We start from the raw sequence: 17,502 nt of genomic DNA on the forward strand, positions 1-17,502 counted from the left end.
GCCGCGGGGGGGGGGGGTGGCGCCGGGGGGGGGGGGGGGGGGGGGGGCCCCCCCCCCCCCCCCCCCCCCCCCCCCCCCCCGTACTCCGAAACGGTCGACTGGCCGAAAACGGCGAACTCCCGCCGGACCGTGCGAGATCGAGGTGAAACGCCCACTGGAACTACTTGGCTGAGCAAGTATATGCTCGCCGACGGGGGCGACAGGCAAAGAAGGCAGCACGCCGCCGTGGACGTGCAGTTTCCGGTGGTGCCGCGGTGACGTCGAGGTCAACCACTCCTGGAAGGAAGAGCCGTGGCACCGGTGCTGGTCGGGCTCGAAGGTCTGCTGGCGGGGGAGCGCATCCCGGTCCTGGACACCCGCGTCACCTTCGGGCGCAACGCGGAGAACACCGTCGTCATCTCCAGCCTGAGCGTCTCCCGCTTCCACGCGGAGATCGTCTTCGACGAGGACAAGGGTTACGTCCTGCGTGACCTGGAGAGCAGCAACGGCACGCTGGTCAACGGGGAGGAGGTGGAGTCCCGGCTGCTGCAGCCCGGCGACGAGATCACCCTGGGCGACCAGGAGTTCCGCTTCGAGGTCGCCGACGCCATGGAGACGCTCATGGCGCTCTCCCTGCCCCGGTCCGTCACCCACGGCTCGGTGGACACCGGGCAGGGACCCGTCCTGCGGGTCACGGTGGCCGGCGGCGGCCCGGTCGGCCTCTCCCTCGCCCTGCTGCTGGAGCACTTCCTCGGCTCCCAGGTCCAGATCACCGTGTACGACGGCAGGTGGCGCAAGCAGGGCCGTACCGTCGTCTGGAAGACCCAGGAGGAGGGCAACGTACGGCGCCAGCAGGTGGTGACCGTACAGAGCCGCCAGTACCTCGCCTGGCCGGAGGAGGTCCGCACGCGGCTCTTCGACCCGGAGCACTACACGGAGATGTGGCCCTCCGGCCCGGACTCGGTCGGCGACCACCACCCGCGCAACATGCGCATCGCCTACATCGAGGACCGGCTGCTGGAGCTGGCCAACGAGAAGCGGGACCGGATCCGGCTGATACCCGGCCGCTTCGACGCGGCGGAACAGCAGGAGGCCCTGGCCGGCCGGCATGTGCTCGCGATCTGCGACGGCGGCCGGTCCCGCACCCGGGAGCACTTCGCCGCCCGGTTCGGCAAGGCCGACGAGTCGATCTACTCCCTGGACGGCCGCCATCTGCAGGACGTCGTCCTCGGCCTGCGCGTGAAGTCGGGCCTGACGGACCCCATGGCGGTCCTGATGACGGTCGCCCAGAACCGCTTCCTGCTCAACTCGCTGCGCGGCGAGGGCTTCCTCAACATGCGGCTGACCGACGCGGAGGCGGCCGAGGTCATCGGCCTCGACCCGGTCCGCCGGGTCTTCGAGGAGTGCATCGCCTCCCGGCCGTGTCTGATGGACCGCGACGAGTACGGCGACTTCCAGTGCTCCACCCACGGCACCCTGTTCCTGCCCGCTCTGGTCAAGGGCTCACCGCTGTGGCGGCGGGTACGCGAGGGACTGCTGCTGTTCGGCGTCGAGGCCGACGACCTGTCCGCGGTCACCAGCTTCCGCCTGGACATGGTGCAACGCCCGCGTTTCTCGGCGGAGTTGCTGCCGCCCACCGCCAAGACCCCCGGCATGTACGGCTTCCTGCTCGGCGACGCCGCCAACGCCATCCACTTCTGGCCCGGCCGCGGCCTCAACAGCGGTCTGGCCTCCGCCATCTCGCTGGCCCGCTCCCTCAACGGGGCCTGGAACGGGCGGCCGTTCCGGGACGCGGACTTCCTGCGGCACGAGGCGGCGATGTCGATGCTGCAGTACCGGCACAAGAGCCGGGCCTGGAAGGCGATGGTCACCACGGACGACCGGGGCGTCACCTGGGCGATCAAGGACATCATCGGGCACGGCATCGACGGCATCCCCGAGGAACCCGACCGCTCGGCGGACACCCAGACGCTGCTGGAGCGCATGCAGGCCATCCGCGCCCGGCTCGCCCCCAGGCTGGCGGGCATGCCGGACGACGAGGAGATCCTGGAACGCCTCGGCACCCTGCAGCCAGCCACCCTGCGCATGCTCGTCCTCAGCGGCGCCTGGGACACCCTGACCATGGGCGGCGAGGAGGTCGACATCGACATCTTCTACGGCCAGGACTCCTCGGCGGCCGCCGCCGCGGTGGAGGCACTGGAACCGGCGGCCAGGCCGTAGCCGGCGGGCGGAGCGAGAGGCCGGCTCCGCCGCCGAGTGCTTCGCCGGAGTGACGGCGGGCCCGGCCGCGAGGCCGAACCCGCCGTTTCCCCCTCATCCGCGGGTCGGGGTGGGCCGGGCCCTCACTGTCCCGGCGTGAGGATGTACGTGTTGAGGGTGCCCACGGTCGTGAGCGGGGTCGGCGAGCCCGTGTCGTAGCGGTCCACGGCGAGGTAGTTGGGCTTCTTGCGGGCGGCCGGTGTGCAGAAGTTCTGCGCGCGGTTGAGGAGTTTGCCGTTGTCGGTCGAGGCGGTGGAGCTGATCGGGTAGTCCCGGAAGTGGTTCATCACGAACAGCGGGTGGAAGGCGGCGGAGTCCGTGGTGAGCGGCCTGCCGGTGCCCCAGCGGCTGTAGCAGGACCAGTCGGAGTCACCGAGACCGGCGCCCATGGACCAGTAGTTCTCCACGGTCCACTCGCGCTGGTACATCACGCCGAAGGTGTCCCGGGTGGCCCAGCCGTTCGAGGTGTCGCTCGCCCGGGTCCGGTCGCTGAAGATCAGGAGCTGCTTGCCCCGGGCGGCGAGATCGGCCATCGTGGGCCAGCCCTTGGTGGCCACGCCCTCCTGGTCCGGCCGGTACAGCACGTCGGAGAGGCCGTTGACGGCGGCGAGGGAGGACTTCAGCACGTCGGAGGAGGCGTAGTCCTCCAGGAAGACGGTGGCGAACTGGCCCGGGTTGGCCTTCAGGAAGTCGACCATGCGCTGGAGATCGGTGGCGAGCGGGACCGGGCTGCTGACGCCGTCGCAGCTGTTGTGGCAGAGGACGGCCTGGCCGCCCACGGTGTAGTCGTCCAGCATGAAGCCGCGGACGCCGTCGGACAGCTGCCGGCTGATGCCGTAGTTCTGGTTGGGGAACAGGTTCACCGGGAACGAGGCGAAGTTGCCGTCGGAGCCGTTGGCGAAGGCGTTGTGCGCGGTGAGGAAGGTGACCTGGTCGAGGGTGCGGGTGTCGGCGGAGGGCATCGCCGTGGTGGCGTACGAGACCGGGGTCAGGTACCAGCGGGCGAGGTCGCCCGCGGCACCGAGCTGTACGGCGGCGGAGTCGGCGGAAGCGGCGGTGAGGTACTGAGAGGTGCCGGGGACCGTGACGGTGTAGGTGCCGTCGGCACCGGCGGTGACGGTCCAGGTGGTGCCGTCCGCACCGCAGGCGGCGGTGACCGCGGCGGTGCCGCTGCGTCCCAGGCAGGTGCCGGACTCGTCGGCGTTCTGCAGCTGGTAGCCGCCGCTCACCGCGACGGGCGTCCACTGCTGGTGGTCCTCGTTGCCCTTGGGATTGTGGGCGGCCACGGTGCCACCGCTGTCGGCCGCGTTGAGGCCGGTGGCGTAGTTCTGGAGGTAGACCGAGGCGGTGGGGACCGCGGCCGAGGCGGTGCCCGGGAGCAGGGCGGGTGCCGACAGGGCGAGGACGGCGGAACAGCACAGAACGCGCAGGGGGCGCAGGCGCACGGGTTTTCCCTTCACTCTGGCACGAGATGCCAATAGCTGTCAGTGGCATGACATACCTGTTGGGATGTGTGCTGCGCCAGGGGTCTCGGTTGAATTCCTCGTGGGAGCGGGCGAGTTGGGAGTGGGCGAGTTGGGGGCGGGTGTGGCGACAGGGCCTCCCGGCGCTCGGTCGGCTTCGCCGCCCCGAGGTGCCAGGAGGCCCTGTCTCATGCCCCCGGCCGGCTGCCCGGGCCCGGCCGGGGCCCCCGTCGGCCTGTGGTCAGGAGACGCAGGTGAGGCTCACGTCGTCGATGCGGACGAACTGCGGTACCCCGCTGTCGTTGCCGTAGATCGCCTGGATGTACACGGTGCTGATTCCGTTGAGGTTCAGCGGTGCGGTGGTGATCTGCTGGTAGCTTCCGGCGCTGAGGCCCGGTACGGTGCTGGTCAGACGCACCCATCCGCCCGCCCCGTTGGGGTCCCAGACCTCCAGACCGACTCCGGCGCCGTAGCTGACGGGGTCGGCGTAGATGCTCGCGGAGCAGTTGGACCGATTCGTCCAGGAGCCGATCGGCACCGCGATCCTCTCGGCGGCCCAGCCGTTGCCGGTGTAGAGCCATCCGTTGTTGACGCCGCTACGGGCGACGACCGGGTTCCCGTTGACGTCGGCGCCCGCCACGCCGTCGCCGCTCTGCAGGCCCTGCCAGTCGTTCCAGGGGTTCCCCTCGAAGCTGTTGGTGAACGTGAAGACGGAAGCCGGAGCCGCCTGCGTCGGTACCGCGATGCCGATGGCGGTCACCGCCGATGCCGCGGCGACCGCGATCAGTCGAAGCAGGCTGCGCGCTTTCTTGGCCATGTTCTCTCCCTGTTGCTGCCGTCCGGATGTCGGCGTCGCATGCCTGTTGTGTACCGGGTCGCCGTTGTCCGGCTCCGGCGCCGGGACGCCGGACAAACAAACACCGGACAACGGGGATTGCGGCGCCGGAAATTCGAATCCGGTCCGGTGGCGGAATCGGGGATGGACAACGGGCGGCGCCTTCCGGAGAATTCGTGCAGTCGTCATCTCAGGGGGATTGCCGCCATGCCGCGCTCCGAAAGTCCGCTCGACCAGACGGACAGCCCGCTTGTTCGATTCGCGACCGAGTTGCGGCGGCTGAGAAAGGCAGCGGGCACGCCCCCTTACCGGGAACTCGCCAAGCGGGCCCATTACTCGGCAACGACACTCTCGGACGCCGCGGGCGGTCGCTCTCTGCCAAGCCTTGCGGTGACCTTGGCCTATGTCGAAGCGTGCCACGGGGATCGCGCGGAATGGGAAGAGCGGTGGCACGCCACGGCGGCCGATGTCGCCCCCGCGAACGGCGCCATGGCCGAAGCCTTTCACGAAGCCGATTCCACCGCGCCGTATGTAGGATTGGCTGCCTTTCAGCCGGATGACGCCTACCGTTTCTTCGGCCGGTCAAGACTCGTCGGCGAATTGGTCGCGAAGGTGGGCCGACAGCGCCTCACGGCCGTTTTCGGCCCGTCGGGGTGCGGGAAATCATCGTTGTTGAGGGCGGGTCTGGTCGCCGTGGCGAAAAGGACCGGGCTGAACGGCACACCCCTGCCCGTCCTTCTGCTCTCGCCGGGGACCAGCCCGCTGGAGGAGTGCGCCGTCCGGCTGGCGGAACTCACCGGGGATTCCCCGGGCACACTCAAGGCCGAGTTCCTCGACGATCCCGGCAATCTCCATCTGCGCGTCCGGCAAGCCCTGGTGGACCGGCCCGAGGAGGCCGACCTGCTGATCGTGGTCGACCAGTTCGAGGAGGTCTTCACCCTGTGCACCGGCCGCGCCGAACGCGACGCGTTCATCGCGGCCCTGCTCACCGCGGTCGGCGCCGCGACCAGCCGGGTCCGGGTCGTCCTCGGCGTCCGTGCCGACTTCTACGGCCACTGCGCCCAGCACCCGGCCCTGGCCGACGCGTTGCGCGACGCGCAGGTCATGGTCGGGCCCATGAGCGGCGAGGAACTGCGCGAAGCCGTGACGCGGCCGGCGATCGGCGCGGGGTGCAGCGTGGAAGGCCCCCTGCTGGCGGCCGTGGTCGCCGACGCGACGGGTCAGCCCGGTGCGCTGCCGCTGATCTCGCATGCCATGGCGGAGACCTGGCGACGGCGCAGCGGCCACCGGCTCACCCTGGCCGGGTACCGAGCGGCCGGCGGCATCCGGCACGCGGTCGCGCACAGCGCCGAGGCGGCGTACACGGCACTGACCCCGGCCCAGCAGGACCTGGCACGCGGGATCTTCCTGCGCCTGACCGCCCTGGGCGAGGGCACCGAGGACACCAAACGCCGTGTCCACCGGCGCGAACTCGACGCACGTCCGGGCACCGACGCCGTGGTCGAGGCGCTGGCCGGGCGCCGCCTCCTCACGCTCGACCGGGACTGGATCGACATCACCCACGAAGCCCTCATCGGCAACTGGCCGCGTTTACGGGACTGGCTCACCGAGGATCGCAACGGTCTGCGGATCCACCGCCGCCTCACCGACGCCACCGACACCTGGGAGAGCGGCCACCGCGACGAGCACAGCCTCCTGCGCGGTCCCCGGCTGGCCCTGGCGGCCGAATGGGCCGACGCCCACGAGGGCCTGCTCACCGAGCGCGAACGCCGTTTCCTGGCCGCGAGCCGTGCCGCCGAGGCCGCCGTGCAGGCCGCCGCCCGTCGCCGTGCCCGCAGGCTGTGGCAGCTCCTCGCGCTGCTCACGGCCGCGTTGATGGCCGCCGTCACCTCCGCCGTGCTGGCGGTCCAGGCCCGGCAGGCCGCCACCGAGGAACGCGACACGGCCGTCGCCCGGCAGGCGACGGCGGCGACAGCCGACATCCGCGCGACCAATCCCGCGCTCGCGGCCCAACTGGGCCTTGCCGCATACCAGGTGGCACCGACCCGGGCGACCCGTGACGGCCTGCTCAGCGCCTCGGCCACGCCGTACGCGGCACCGCTGATCGGCCACACCAGTGACCTGGTCTCGCTGGCCTTCTCCCCGGACGGGCGGACCCTCGCCACCGCCGGCTGGGACCGGACCGTCCGGCTGTGGGACGTACGGGACGCACACCGTCCCCGCCCGCTGACCGTCCTCCGCGGACCGGGCGCGTTCCACGCCGTGACCTTCGACCGCACGGGCCACGTCCTCGCCACGGCCGACGGCGACGAGGCGAGGCTGTGGGACCTGACCGACATCCGGCACCCCGCCCCGCTCACCACGATCACCCACCGGACCGGCGAGGTCACCTGGGTGGCCCTCAGCCCGGACGGCCGGACCATGGCCACGGCCGACCAGGACCGGACGGCGGAGCTGTGGGACGTGAGCGATCCCCGCCGGCCCGGGCGGCTGGCCACGCTGCGCGGTCACACCGGCGGTCTGACGTCGGTCGCGTTCCGCTCCGACGGACGCATGCTGGCCACCACCGGCGACACCACCGTACGGCTGTGGGACGTCGGCGACCCGCACGCCCCGAAGCCCCGGGGCGTGCTGAGAGGACACACCCGCGCGGTCTGGTCGGCGGCGTTCAGCCCGGACGGGCACACGCTCGCCACCGCGAGCTGGGACCACACGGTCCGCGTCTGGGACCTCAGCGGCCCGACCGCACCGCGCGGACCGGCCACCCTGACCGGCCACACCGCCCTGGTCTGGGCCGTGGCCTTCAGCCCGGACGGCCGCACCCTGGCCTCCACCGGCGGCGGCACCCTCCTCTGGGACATGTCCGACTCCAGGCATCCGAGCCTGCTCACCACCCTGCCGGACGGGGTCTACGCCGCCGAGTTCAGTCCGGACGGGAACGTCCTGGCAACCGGCTCCGCCCTGCACGACCTGCGCGAACTGCCCTTGTTCCGCCACCACGACGTCATCGACGCGGTCGCGTTCAGCCCGGACGGCGAGGTCCTCGCCTCCGGAAGCTGGGACACCACCGCACGGCTCTGGGACATCGCCGCCGGCCACCCCCGGCTCCTCCTGGCCACACTCACCGGCCAGCGGGACTTCATCCGCGCGGTGGCGTTCAGCCCGGACGGACACACACTGGCGACCGCGAGCAACGACGGCACGGTCTGGCTCTGGGACGTGACGGACCCCCGTCGCCCACGGCGGCTGGCCGTGGTCGAGCCGCACGCGGGCGAGGTGGCCTCCTGTTCCTTCAGCCCGGACGGCCGCACCCTCGCCGTCGCCGGGTTCCGGACGGTGCGGCTGTGGGACGTGACCGAGCGCGACAAGCCCGGACCACTGGCCCGCTTCGGCGGGTACCAAGGAGACGGCGCGGCGGCCGTGTTCAGTCCGGACGGCCGCATCCTGGCCACGGGCGGCAACGAGAAGTCGGTGCTGTGGGACATCAGCGACCCACGGCGACCGAGCGCACTCGATTTCGCCTTCGCCTCCGACTTCGTGCGGCCCGGCTCCTTCAGCCCCGACGGCCGCGTCCTGGCCACCGTGGACACCGCCGGCAACACCGTACGACTGCTGGACATGACCGATCCCCGCCGCCCCCGGCAACTGGCCCTGCTGACCGGCTACACCGGCTTCGTGTACGCGGTGGCGTTCGCCCCCGACGGCCGCCGCCTCGTCACCGGTGACAGTGGCACGAAGGCCCGCGTGTGGGACGTGAGCAAACCCCGGCAGCCCAGGGAACTGGCCAACCTCACCGGGAACGAACTCGCCGTTCCCGCCGTGGCGTTCAGTCCCGACGGCCACACCGTCGCCGCCGGCGGCAACGACCACACCCTGCGGCTGTGGGAAACCGACATCGGCCGCGCCACCGCACGCGTCTGCGCCACCGCCCACCCGCCCCTCACCCGCACCGAATGGAAGCGGTACCTCCCCGGAGTGCGCTACCGCCCGCCCTGCCGGGACTCCCGGCAGGGCGGGCGGTAGCCGGCCGAGGGCCGGAGAACCGGGCCACTTGGCGGCTCAGCGGCCCCGGGGGAGGGAGAGCCGCTCCGCGAGGGGGTCGCCGGCCAGGAAGGCGGCCAGTTCGGCCCGGTCGGGTGCCGTGGCGGGACCACGTCGGGTCACCGCGCAGGCTGCCGCCGCGTTGGCGCCGCGCGCGGCCGTCACCGGGTCGAGACCCTCGGCGAGGAGGGCGAGGAACGCACCGACGTGCGCGTCGCCGGCGCCGTTGCTGTCGATCGCGGTGACCGGGAACCCCGGTACGTGGACGGGAGGTTGACCGGCGGCGGCCAGCCAGCAGCCGTCCTTGTCGGCCCGTACGAGCACGCCCGCCCCGGGTGCCAGCCGTCGCCCGAGCGCCGCCGCAGCGGTGCGCGGGTCCTCGTGCCCGGTCATCAGGCGGGCCTCGCGGGCGTTGGCACTGAGCCAGTCGGTACGGGCCAGGACGGGGGAGAGGACGCTCTCGGGGATGTCGGCGACCAGAGGCCCCGGATCGAGACACAGGGTGGTGCCGGCGGGCAGCGCGGCCGCCAGCGCGGACAGCAGCGGGCCGTTGCCCGGCAGGGCCAGCCCGTACCCGGACAACTGGACGAGGTCACCGGGGCGCAGGTGTGCCCCGACGGCGGCCGTGTCGGCCGGGGTCAGTGTGGCCTCGGCGCCGAAGCTGGTCACGAAGGTGCGTTCGCCACCCGCGTCGACCAGCGCCACCGTGAACCCGGTGTCGATGTCCGCCCGGGCGGGCAGCGGCGTGGCGATGCCCTCGGCGGCCAGCGCCGCGCGGACGAGATCGCCGTACGGCCCGGTGCCGTGCAGCCCCGCGTAGACGGCCTCCGTGCCCAGCCGGCGGGCCGCCGCCAGCATGTTGAAGCCGCCGCCCGCCGTCGTCCCGGTGTGCGAGCCGACGACGTCGCCGCCGCGTTCGGGCAGCGCGGGGACCTCGATCACCAGATCGGCGATCACGTTCCCGGCGAGGACCACACGACCGCTCATCGTTCCGCTCCCTGCAGACGGGTGGCGACGCGCTCGCCGTCGTCGCCCCGGGCCGCGGCGACACGCCCGCCGAACAGGGCGTACACCGCGGCGCCCACGGTCATCGCGACGGCCCAGCCCAGGCCGTTGACACCGAACCAGGTGTCGGAGAGCGGACCCGCGAACCAGACGTCGTCCTCCCCGGTCGACGCCTTGGTGAAGAGCAGACCGGCCACGATGGCCAGGGCCCAGCCCAGGACCGCGGGCAGCCGCAGGCCGCCGGTGTACCAGTAGGCGCTGGTGCGGGTGGTGTCCATCAGGGCGTCCGGGTCGTAGACACGGCCGCGCAGCGAGTCCACCGCGACCACCCCGATCCAGGCCGAGATGGGCACGGCCAGCAGGGTCAGGAACGTCGAGAAGGGCCCGTAGAAGTCGTCGGCGACCAGCATGAAGTAGATGCCGCCCGCGAACATCAGCACCACGTCGAGCGCGACCGCGTACGCGCGCGGCACCCGCAGGCCGAGCGTGATCATGGTGAGCCCCGCCGAGTACGTGGACAGGTGGTTCGACATCAGCAGTCCGCCGAAGGCGGCGACGAGATACGGGATCGCCATCCAGGACGGCAGCATCGCGTTGACCGCCGCGACCGGGTCGGAGGCCGTGGCCAGCGTCCGGTCGCCCGCCGAGAGCAGCGAGCCCAGCGAGATCAGCAGCACGAGCGGGATGCCCGCGCCGAACGCCGAGGCCACCACCAGCCGGCGGCCCGGAACCGTACGCGGCAGGTAACGGGCGTAGTCCGCACCGGCGTTGGCCCAGCCGATGCCCGTACCGGAGGCGATGAAGCCCACCCCGGCGACCACCGCTCCGGCCGGTCCCGCCGGAGTGTCGAGCACCTTGTCCCAGTCGACGGTCGAGATCAGGAAGCCCATGACGACCAGGTTGAGCACACCGAAGACGACCGTGGCCCACTTGTTGATCCACATGATGGTGGCGTGGCCGAGGCCGCTGATCAGCAGGGTGCAGGCGATGAACACCAGCAGGCAGACCAGGGTGAGCACGGTGTTGCGGCGGATGCCGAACGCCGTGTCCAGCAGCGCCAGCAGCGCGTACGCCGCGGTGGTGGTGGAGATGGTCTCCCAGCCGACCCGGCTCAGCCAGGTGATCAGGGTCGGCCCCGCGTTGCCCCGCTGGCCGAAGACCGCGCGGGAGAGGGTGAGGGCCGGGGCGCCGCCCTTCCTGCCCGCCAGGCTCAGGGCGCCCACCAGGGCGAAGGAACCGAAGGAGCCGAGGACGGCGACGAGTACCGACTGCCAGATGTCCAGGCCCCGGAACGCCACCAGGGTGGCACCGAGCGGCAGCCCGAGGATGCTGATGTTGGCGGCGAACCAGGTCCAGAACATCTGTCCGGCGTGGCCGTGCCGTTCGCTGTCGGGGACCGGTTCGATCCCCCGGGTCTCGATGGCACCGACGCGATCGTTCGTCTTCGAGACGGCCATGACGGAACCTCCTTGCAGGGTGCGGAGGGACGGGCGTTGTGACGGGGGGTGAATCAGAGGGGGGAATCAGCGGAGGGCGAGCAGACGGGCCGTCAGCGGCTCCAGGTCGAGGGAGTTGACGGCACGGAGGGTGCGTACGGCCTCGGCGGGCAGCGCGGAGAGCCCGGCCACCGAACCGGCGACGGCGCCGGCGATCGCGCCGATGGTGTCGCTGTCGCCGCCGAGGTTGGCGGCGAGCAGCGCGGTGCGCCACGGGTCGCCGTCCGCCAGGGCGAGCACCGCGAACGCGGCGGGCACCGACTCCTGGCTGGCCACACTGGTGCCGACGAGCGCGACGACCCGGTCCAGGGCCGTGCTCTCCGGGAGGCCCCGCACCAGCTCCCACGCCCACTCGATCCGGGCGGCGATGTCGGCCCCGGCGACCCAGTGCCCGCGCCGCGCACCCGCGCGGGCGGCGGTCACGGCGGCGGTGACGGCCTCGCCGAGCGAGCCGCCGCCGACTCCCGTGCTCACGGCGGCGGCCACCGCGGCCGCACCGGCGATGCCGATCGTCGTGTCATGCGTGACCTGGCAGGACTCCGCGACCCGGTCGACGAACGGGTCGAGCGGGTCGGCGGCGAAGGCGATCCCCACGGGGGTGACCCGCATCGCCGCGCCGTTCGTCGTGCCGTTGCGGCCCGCCTCCCGAGGGGGGACGCCACGGGCCACCGCGTCGAGTGCGGCCTTGGTGGAGGGACCGAGCAGGTCGAAGGAGCCCTTGGCCTTCATCTCCCGTTCCCAGCCGAGGAGTTCGTGGGCCAGCCGGAGCGGATCGATCCGGCCGCCGCCCTCGACGAGGAGCCGGCCGACCAGGACGGCCTGCTCGGTGTCGTCGGTGACGGACCCCGCGGGCATGCCCGCGCTGACCGGGTTGTCGGGCCGGGCGGACGCGAACCCGGTGATGGCGCCGTACACGCGCACGACGTCCTGACGGGACATCACCTGCGTGGGCATACCGAGGGCGTCACCGAGGGCGAGTCCGTAGAAGGCGCCCAGGGCGCGGTCGAGCCGGTCGGTCACGGCCGGCCTCCCCTGCCCGAGCGGACGTGCAGTTCGAAGTGGGCGGGGTCGAGCAGACTGCTCACCTGCTCGACGACCGAGCCGTCGGCGGCCCGGTAGACCTGGTCCAGGCGGAGGAAGGACTCACCGGGGGAGCGGTGCAGCACCGCCGCCTCGGCCTCCGTGAGGCCGCGCACCGACACCACGCCCTCACCGGAGTCGGTGACCCGGCCCGCCGCGATCAGCTCCCGGCTGAGCGAACCGCCGTCCAGCCCGCGCCCGGGCAGCCCGGCCAGGCCGCCGACGGCCGGCACCCTGCTGCGTTCCAGGGACACGCCCGGACCCCCGGCGAGCCGCCGGACCCGGTCCAGGGCGATGAACGTGCCCGACGCGAGCCCCAGCCGGGCGGCCAGCTCCGGATCGGGGACCTCCTCGAAGCGGAGGATCTCGGTCGTCAGCTCGGTGCCCTGTTCGGCCAGCGCCCGGGTCCAGCCCAGCCGGTTGTCGAGTGGCGTCCCGTCGAAGGTGACGAACGAGCCGATCCCCGCGTGGGTGGCGATGAGGCCCTCCTCGCCGAGAACCTGAAGGGCCTGCCGAAGGGTGGTCCGGCTGACGCCGAACCGCTCCCTGAGCGCGTGCTCCCCGGGGAGCCGGCTGCCGTCGGCGTGGACCCCGGCGCGGATCTCGTCGGCCAGAACGTGGGCGATGCGTTGGTGTTTGTGAACCTGTCCAGGCATGTCTAGACAGTAAGTGAACAAGTGCTCGCGGTCCAGAGGTGCCGGGAATTCGATGGATGGTTCCGGGGGCGGTTCCATGGATCCCTAGAGTTGACTCTGTCAAAACTAGCGGGCTATGTTCGAAGGGCGGCGAGGGCGTGAGCGCCCGTCGCGCAGACATCCGACACCCCACCGCGCAAGGCGAGTGGGCCAGTTCACTTCGGGAAACGCCATGCACTGTTACGACTGCGCCCAGGAGGGCCGCACCGACCGCACCGGGATCGGCGCCTGCACCCGCTGCGGACTCTTCACCTGCGCCGACCACTCGCGGATCACGCGGACGACCGTTCAGCGGCCGGTCGGGGTCATCCCCATGACCAGTGCCGTCCAGGCGCGACGTCTGGTGTGCGGCGCGTGCCGTACGGCCGAGGTCGCCTAGAACTGACTCAGTCAACTCTGGGTTGTTATCGTGGCGCGGGAGACGCCGTGGCCGCGCGGAAGTGCCGCCCGGCAGACGGGTCCTAGGAGAGCGACATGACCATGGAGCAGCCGGTGGGCGACCTGCTCAGGCGCAAGGGGCTGCGCAGCACCGCCCAGCGCCGGGCGGTGCTGACGGCGCTGCGGGGCCATCCGCACTCCACGGCGGCGGACCTCGAGACCCGCATCGGCACGGACCCGGCCGCGGCCGGCGGACTCTCCCGCCAGGGCCTCTACAACGTCCTCGAAGACCTCACCAAGGCACAGCTGATCCGCTGCATCGAGCCGGCCGGTTCGCCCGCCCGGTACGAGCTGCGGGTCGGGGACAACCACCATCACCTGGTCTGCCGCCGCTGCGGCCTGATCGAGGACGTCGACTGCAGCGTGGGTGCGGCCCCCTGCCTCAACCCCGAGAAGGACCTGGGCTTCGCCGTCGACGAGGCCGAGATCACCTGGTGGGGCCTGTGCGCGGGATGCCAGGAGGCCCTCGCGCGGGGATGAGGACCCGGACGTCCGGCGTGGTGACGCAGCTCACCCCGTTGCCGGGGCCGATCCCGGAATGCGCGCCCGGTCGATCTCGCTGCAACGTTCTTGGGGTGTGCTGGGCAAGGACGCTCGGCGCGGCCGGTCCCGGAGACACCGTCCCGGTTCCGCCCCGCTCCCCGTCCCCGGATCCACCGTCCCCGAAAGGCCCCTCCGCCACCATGCCTTTGGCTCTGCTGGCCCTTGCCGTCGTCACGTTCGGCATCGGCACCACCGAGTTCGCCACCATGGGCCTGCTGCCCCAGATCGCGGACGGACTCGGGGTGTCGGTGCCGCACGCGGGCAACCTCGTGTCGGCGTACGCGCTCGGCGTCGTCGTCGGTGCCCCCGTCCTCACCGGCATCGGCGCGCGGGTTCCCCACAAGCGGCTGCTGCTCCTGCTGACCGGGCTGTTCGTGGTGGGCAACACGGCGTCCGCGCTCGCCCCGAACTTCGGCCTGCTCTTCGCCGCCCGCTTCCTCGCCGGACTGCCGCACGGCGCGCTGTTCGGCGTCGGCGCCGTCGTCGCCTCCAAGCTGGTCGCCCCCGACCGCGCGGCCCGCGCCGTGTCCCGGGTGTTCCTCGGCCTCACCATCGCGAACATCATCGGCGTCCCCGCCGGCACGGCCCTCGGCCAGCACCTGGGCTGGCGCTACGCCTACTGCGCGGTCGCCGTCATCGGCCTGGTGGCGCTCGCCGCCCTCGCCCTCCTCGTGCCCCACCAGCCGCGCGGCCCGCAGGCGGGCATCCGCCGGGAACTGCGCGCGATGGGCAACCGGCAGGTCTTCATCGGCCTGGCCACCGCCGTCGTCGGCTTCGGCGGCTTCTTCGCCGTGTACAGCTACCTCGTCCCCATGCTGACGCACCTGACCGGCATCTCCGACGCGTCGACCACCCTGGTCCTCGCCCTGTACGGCGTCGGCATGACCGTCGGCACCCTGGTCGCGGGCCCCCTCACCGACCGCGCCCTGCGCCCGACGCTGTACGCCGGCATCACCCTGCTCGCGGCCGCCCTGGTGACCTTCTACTTCACCGTCCACAGCACGGTGCCGGCCCTGGTGACGGTCACCTTCATCGGCGCGATGGGCGCGCTCATCACCACGCCCGTCCAGATGCTGCTGATGATCAACGCGAAGGACGCCCCGACCATGGCGGCGGCCTCCAACCACTCCGCCTTCAACATGGCCAACGCGGCCGGTGCCTGGCTCGGCGGCCTGGTCATCTCGGCGGGCTGGGGCTGGGCCGCGCCCAACCTCGTCGGCGCGGTGCTCGCCATGGCCGGCCTGGGACTCGCCGTCACCGGCGGCTTCCTGGACCGCGGTGACCGTCCCTCGAAGGTGGTCACCGCGCAGGGCGCCGGCGAGGGAGGCCACGCCTCCGCGTCCGAAGGTGAGGCCGGGGGCGAGGGCGAGGGCGTGCGGGACCGCGCCGTCGAAGACCGTCGGCCGACCGTCTGACGCACCCGTCCTCGCCCGTCCGTACCCGTCCTTTCCCGTTCGCACTTGCCCTCGCCCGTCCGTACCTGCCCTCGCCCGTCCGTACCCGCCGGCAGCCGTCCGCGCCCTCGCCGAGTCCGACTGCCTGCCCGCAGCGGTCCATGACCCCTACCCGCCCGCGCCTTCGTGCGCGGGCGGTGCCGTGCTGGTCACGGTGCCGTCGGACAGGTGCAGGACGAGGTCGGCCCGGGCGGTCAGCCGTAGGTCATGGGTGATCAGAAACGTCGTACGGCCCGCAGCCAGCCGGCCCAGGGGCCCCATCACGCGGGCCGCGGCGGCGTCGTCGAGGCCGGCGGTGGGCTCGTCGAGGACGAGCACGGGAGCGGTCCGCAGCAGGGCGCGGGCCAGCGCGATCCTGCGGCGCTGGCCGCCGGAGAGCGCGCTGCCCCGTCTGCCGACCGGAGTGTCGTAGCCGTCGGGAAGCGCGGCCACGAAGTCGTGGGCGTCGGCCGCGACGGCGGCGGCGCGCACCTCCGCGTCGTCGGCGTCGGGCCGGCCGAAGGCGATGTTGTCGCGGACCGTGCCGTCGAAGAGCATGCTCTCCTGCGGGAGCAGGGTGATGTGCCGGCGCACCTCGTCCACGGGAAGGCGGGCGATGTCCTGCCCGTCGAGCAGGACGCGGCCCCGTGAGGGCTCCTGGAAGCGCAGCAGCAGACCGGCCAGCGTGGACTTGCCCGCACCGCTCGGCCCGGTGACCGCGACCAGCAGACCCGGCGGAACATCGAGGTGCACCCGGTCCAGCACGGGCCACCGCTCGCCGGGATAGGCGAAACCGACGTCCTCGAAGGTGACGGCACCCCGCACGGGCCCGGTCGGCATCGGGACACCCGGACCGGACACGTCCGGACCCGGGGCGGTGCGCAGGACCTCGACGAGCCGTTCGCAGGCGGCGGTCGCCGAGGAGGCGCCGACGACCAGTTCGCCGAGTTCCTGTAGCCGCGGGTGGAGATAGCCGAGGTAGGCGGCGAAGGCGAGCAGTCCGCCGACGCTGAGGTGGTGCGCGGAGATCTGCCAGGCACCGGCTCCGATGACGGTCAGTACGCTGACCGTCTCCAGGAGTTCACCGAGCGGGCCGTACACCGACGACAGCCGGATCTGCCGGAGCCCGGCGCGCATCCAGTGCCGTCCCTCGCGGTGCACCTTGGCGCGCTCGGCCTGCTGACGGCCGTAGGCCTGCACCAGCGGCATGTTGGCGAGGCTCTCCTCCAGCAGGGAGGCCAGCCGTCCGTTGCTGTCGCGTTCCGCGCGGGTCGCGCTGCGCATCAGCGTGCCGAAGACCCGGGCGCCGAGCCAGATCAGCGGGGCGGCGGCGAACGTGATCAGCGCCAGCCGCCAGCTGGTGTACAGCGCGGCGGCGGCGAAGACGAGCGCGCCGACGGCCGAGGTGAGCAGTTCGACGGGCGCGGAGGCCACCAGGGTCTCCACGACCTCGACGTCCCCGGTGAGGCGGGAGACGAGATCGCCGGTGCCGAAGCGGTCGAGGCCGTCCGGTGGCAGCCGCTGGAGATGGGCGAAGAGACGGTCCCGCAGACCGAGCAGGAAGTGCTCACTCGTCCAGCCGGCCAGACAGCCACCGGCCGCGGCGGCGACCGCGCCGCACACGGCGAGACCCAGCCACAGGGCGGCGGGATCCCAGAAAGCCGCGAGGTCTCCGGGCGTGAGCACGTCGTCGGTGAGCCGGCCCGCGAGGTCGATCGCGCCCGCGTCACAGCCCGCCGACACCACCAGGAGCAGCGCCGACACCAGTACGGCGGTGCGATTGCCGCTGACCAACGGCCAGAACGTACGGAACGCGGCCCACGGTGAGAGCCGGGCGTGCCGCATCCGCGCCGACGCGGCGGCGGGTCCGGCAGGACCGGCGGGACTCGTGGGGCCGGCGTGGGCGGATCTGTCGAGCGGTGCGGCGGTGGACATGACCGGCCGGTACTCCCTGACTCCGTGGGCGCGCCGGGGCCGTCCACCCTGTGACGGAGGGCGGTCGGACCCCGGCGCCGTCCGGCGGTCGCGTTACTTGGCGTGCTTCTTGTGCTTACGGTGGTGCTTCTTGTGGTGGTGCGGGTGATGCGCCTCCTTGGCGGCACACCCGACTTCCTTCTTCTTGGCCTTCTTTGCCAGCGTGATCTTCGCGAACGACACAGCCACTCCTCCCTTTCTCTCCCGTACGTCCCGCGTGTGCGGTTCGAGCGTGAATACGGGGCCGGGAGAACGCCGATT

At 72.4% G+C, this 17,502-nt stretch carries 13 protein-coding genes; 5 read left to right on the forward strand and 8 right to left on the reverse strand.

Features of this window, described 5'->3' with window-relative positions:
* Window positions 1–291 precede the first annotated feature (291 nt).
* Window positions 292–2,199 (forward strand): FHA domain-containing protein, encoded by a 1,908-nt coding sequence (locus ACIPSJ_RS23985; protein ID WP_401348691.1) that lies wholly within the window; start codon window positions 292–294, stop codon window positions 2,197–2,199.
* Window positions 2,200–2,321: 122 nt separating this feature from the next.
* Here the strand turns inward: ACIPSJ_RS23985 and ACIPSJ_RS23990 are convergent, their stop codons facing one another.
* Together ACIPSJ_RS23990 and ACIPSJ_RS23995 are read right to left on the reverse strand one after the other, a co-directional pair.
* Window positions 2,322–3,683: an RICIN domain-containing protein gene (locus ACIPSJ_RS23990; protein WP_401348693.1), complete on the reverse strand. Its 1,362-nt coding sequence runs from the start codon at window positions 3,681–3,683 to the stop codon at window positions 2,322–2,324.
* Between the two features lie 259 nt (window positions 3,684–3,942).
* Entirely contained in the window at window positions 3,943–4,518 is a 576-nt protein-coding gene (locus tag ACIPSJ_RS23995) for a hypothetical protein (protein WP_401348695.1), read from the reverse strand.
* Window positions 4,519–4,743: 225 nt separating this feature from the next.
* On the opposite strand from ACIPSJ_RS23995, the gene ACIPSJ_RS24000 reads away from it, so the two are divergent.
* Entirely contained in the window at window positions 4,744–8,559 is a 3,816-nt protein-coding gene (locus ACIPSJ_RS24000) for a hypothetical protein (RefSeq protein WP_401348697.1), read from the forward strand.
* A 36-nt stretch (window positions 8,560–8,595) separates the two neighbouring features.
* Here ACIPSJ_RS24000 and ACIPSJ_RS24005 read toward each other — a convergent pair whose 3' ends face one another.
* The 4 genes from ACIPSJ_RS24005 to ACIPSJ_RS24020 form a co-directional block, all read right to left on the reverse strand.
* Window positions 8,596–9,564, reverse strand: coding sequence for a PfkB family carbohydrate kinase (locus ACIPSJ_RS24005; RefSeq protein WP_359226662.1), 969 nt, complete (start codon window positions 9,562–9,564; stop codon window positions 8,596–8,598).
* A complete protein-coding gene (locus ACIPSJ_RS24010; protein WP_359226660.1) occupies window positions 9,561–11,039 on the reverse strand; it encodes a cytosine permease in 1,479 nt (492 codons plus the stop codon). The genes ACIPSJ_RS24005 and ACIPSJ_RS24010 overlap by 4 nt, the downstream gene beginning before the upstream one ends.
* A gap of 66 nt (window positions 11,040–11,105) precedes the next feature.
* Window positions 11,106–12,098, reverse strand: a complete 993-nt coding sequence (locus ACIPSJ_RS24015) for an ADP-ribosylglycohydrolase family protein (protein ID WP_401348700.1) — start codon at window positions 12,096–12,098, stop codon at window positions 11,106–11,108.
* Window positions 12,095–12,814 carry a GntR family transcriptional regulator gene (locus ACIPSJ_RS24020; protein WP_401348701.1) on the reverse strand — a complete coding sequence of 240 codons (720 nt, stop codon included), beginning with the start codon at window positions 12,812–12,814 and terminating at the stop codon, window positions 12,095–12,097. Before ACIPSJ_RS24020 ends, ACIPSJ_RS24015 begins: the two co-directional genes overlap by 4 nt.
* A gap of 211 nt (window positions 12,815–13,025) precedes the next feature.
* On the opposite strand from ACIPSJ_RS24020, the gene ACIPSJ_RS24025 reads away from it, so the two are divergent.
* From ACIPSJ_RS24025 to ACIPSJ_RS24035, 3 genes are all read left to right on the forward strand, one after another.
* Entirely contained in the window at window positions 13,026–13,232 is a 207-nt protein-coding gene (locus tag ACIPSJ_RS24025; RefSeq protein WP_359226654.1) for a DUF2180 family protein, read from the forward strand.
* A 101-nt stretch (window positions 13,233–13,333) separates the two neighbouring features.
* Window positions 13,334–13,771: a transcriptional repressor gene (locus ACIPSJ_RS24030; RefSeq protein ID WP_359226664.1), complete on the forward strand. Its 438-nt coding sequence runs from the start codon at window positions 13,334–13,336 to the stop codon at window positions 13,769–13,771.
* A 203-nt stretch (window positions 13,772–13,974) separates the two neighbouring features.
* Window positions 13,975–15,249: an MFS transporter gene (locus ACIPSJ_RS24035; RefSeq protein ID WP_401348704.1), complete on the forward strand. Its 1,275-nt coding sequence runs from the start codon at window positions 13,975–13,977 to the stop codon at window positions 15,247–15,249.
* A gap of 147 nt (window positions 15,250–15,396) precedes the next feature.
* Here ACIPSJ_RS24035 and ACIPSJ_RS24040 read toward each other — a convergent pair whose 3' ends face one another.
* Window positions 15,397–17,202: an ABC transporter ATP-binding protein gene (locus ACIPSJ_RS24040; protein ID WP_401348706.1), complete on the reverse strand. Its 1,806-nt coding sequence runs from the start codon at window positions 17,200–17,202 to the stop codon at window positions 15,397–15,399.
* A 93-nt stretch (window positions 17,203–17,295) separates the two neighbouring features.
* Entirely contained in the window at window positions 17,296–17,424 is a 129-nt protein-coding gene (locus tag ACIPSJ_RS24045) for a hypothetical protein (protein WP_359226650.1), read from the reverse strand.
* Window positions 17,425–17,502: the final 78 nt, after the last annotated feature.

It is taken from the genome of Streptomyces sp. NPDC090088, assembly GCF_044747345.1.
Lineage (GTDB): Bacteria > Actinomycetota > Actinomycetes > Streptomycetales > Streptomycetaceae > Streptomyces.

Excerpts from the sequence above, each read along its gene's own strand:
- ACIPSJ_RS23995 (WP_401348695.1), bottom strand. The coding sequence starts at position 4,518 with ATGGCCAAGAAAGCGCGCAGCCTGCTTCGACTGATCGCGGTCGCCGCG.
- ACIPSJ_RS24000 (WP_401348697.1), top strand. The coding sequence starts at position 4,744 with ATGCCGCGCTCCGAAAGTCCGCTCGACCAGACGGACAGCCCGCTTGTT.
- ACIPSJ_RS24005 (WP_359226662.1), bottom strand. The coding sequence starts at position 9,564 with ATGAGCGGTCGTGTGGTCCTCGCCGGGAACGTGATCGCCGATCTGGTG.
- ACIPSJ_RS24010 (WP_359226660.1), bottom strand. The coding sequence starts at position 11,039 with ATGGCCGTCTCGAAGACGAACGATCGCGTCGGTGCCATCGAGACCCGG.
- ACIPSJ_RS24020 (WP_401348701.1), bottom strand. The coding sequence starts at position 12,814 with ATGCCTGGACAGGTTCACAAACACCAACGCATCGCCCACGTTCTGGCC.
- ACIPSJ_RS24025 (WP_359226654.1), top strand. The coding sequence starts at position 13,026 with ATGCACTGTTACGACTGCGCCCAGGAGGGCCGCACCGACCGCACCGGG.
- ACIPSJ_RS24030 (WP_359226664.1), top strand. The coding sequence starts at position 13,334 with ATGGAGCAGCCGGTGGGCGACCTGCTCAGGCGCAAGGGGCTGCGCAGC.
- ACIPSJ_RS24035 (WP_401348704.1), top strand. The coding sequence starts at position 13,975 with ATGCCTTTGGCTCTGCTGGCCCTTGCCGTCGTCACGTTCGGCATCGGC.
- ACIPSJ_RS24040 (WP_401348706.1), bottom strand. The coding sequence starts at position 17,202 with ATGTCCACCGCCGCACCGCTCGACAGATCCGCCCACGCCGGCCCCACG.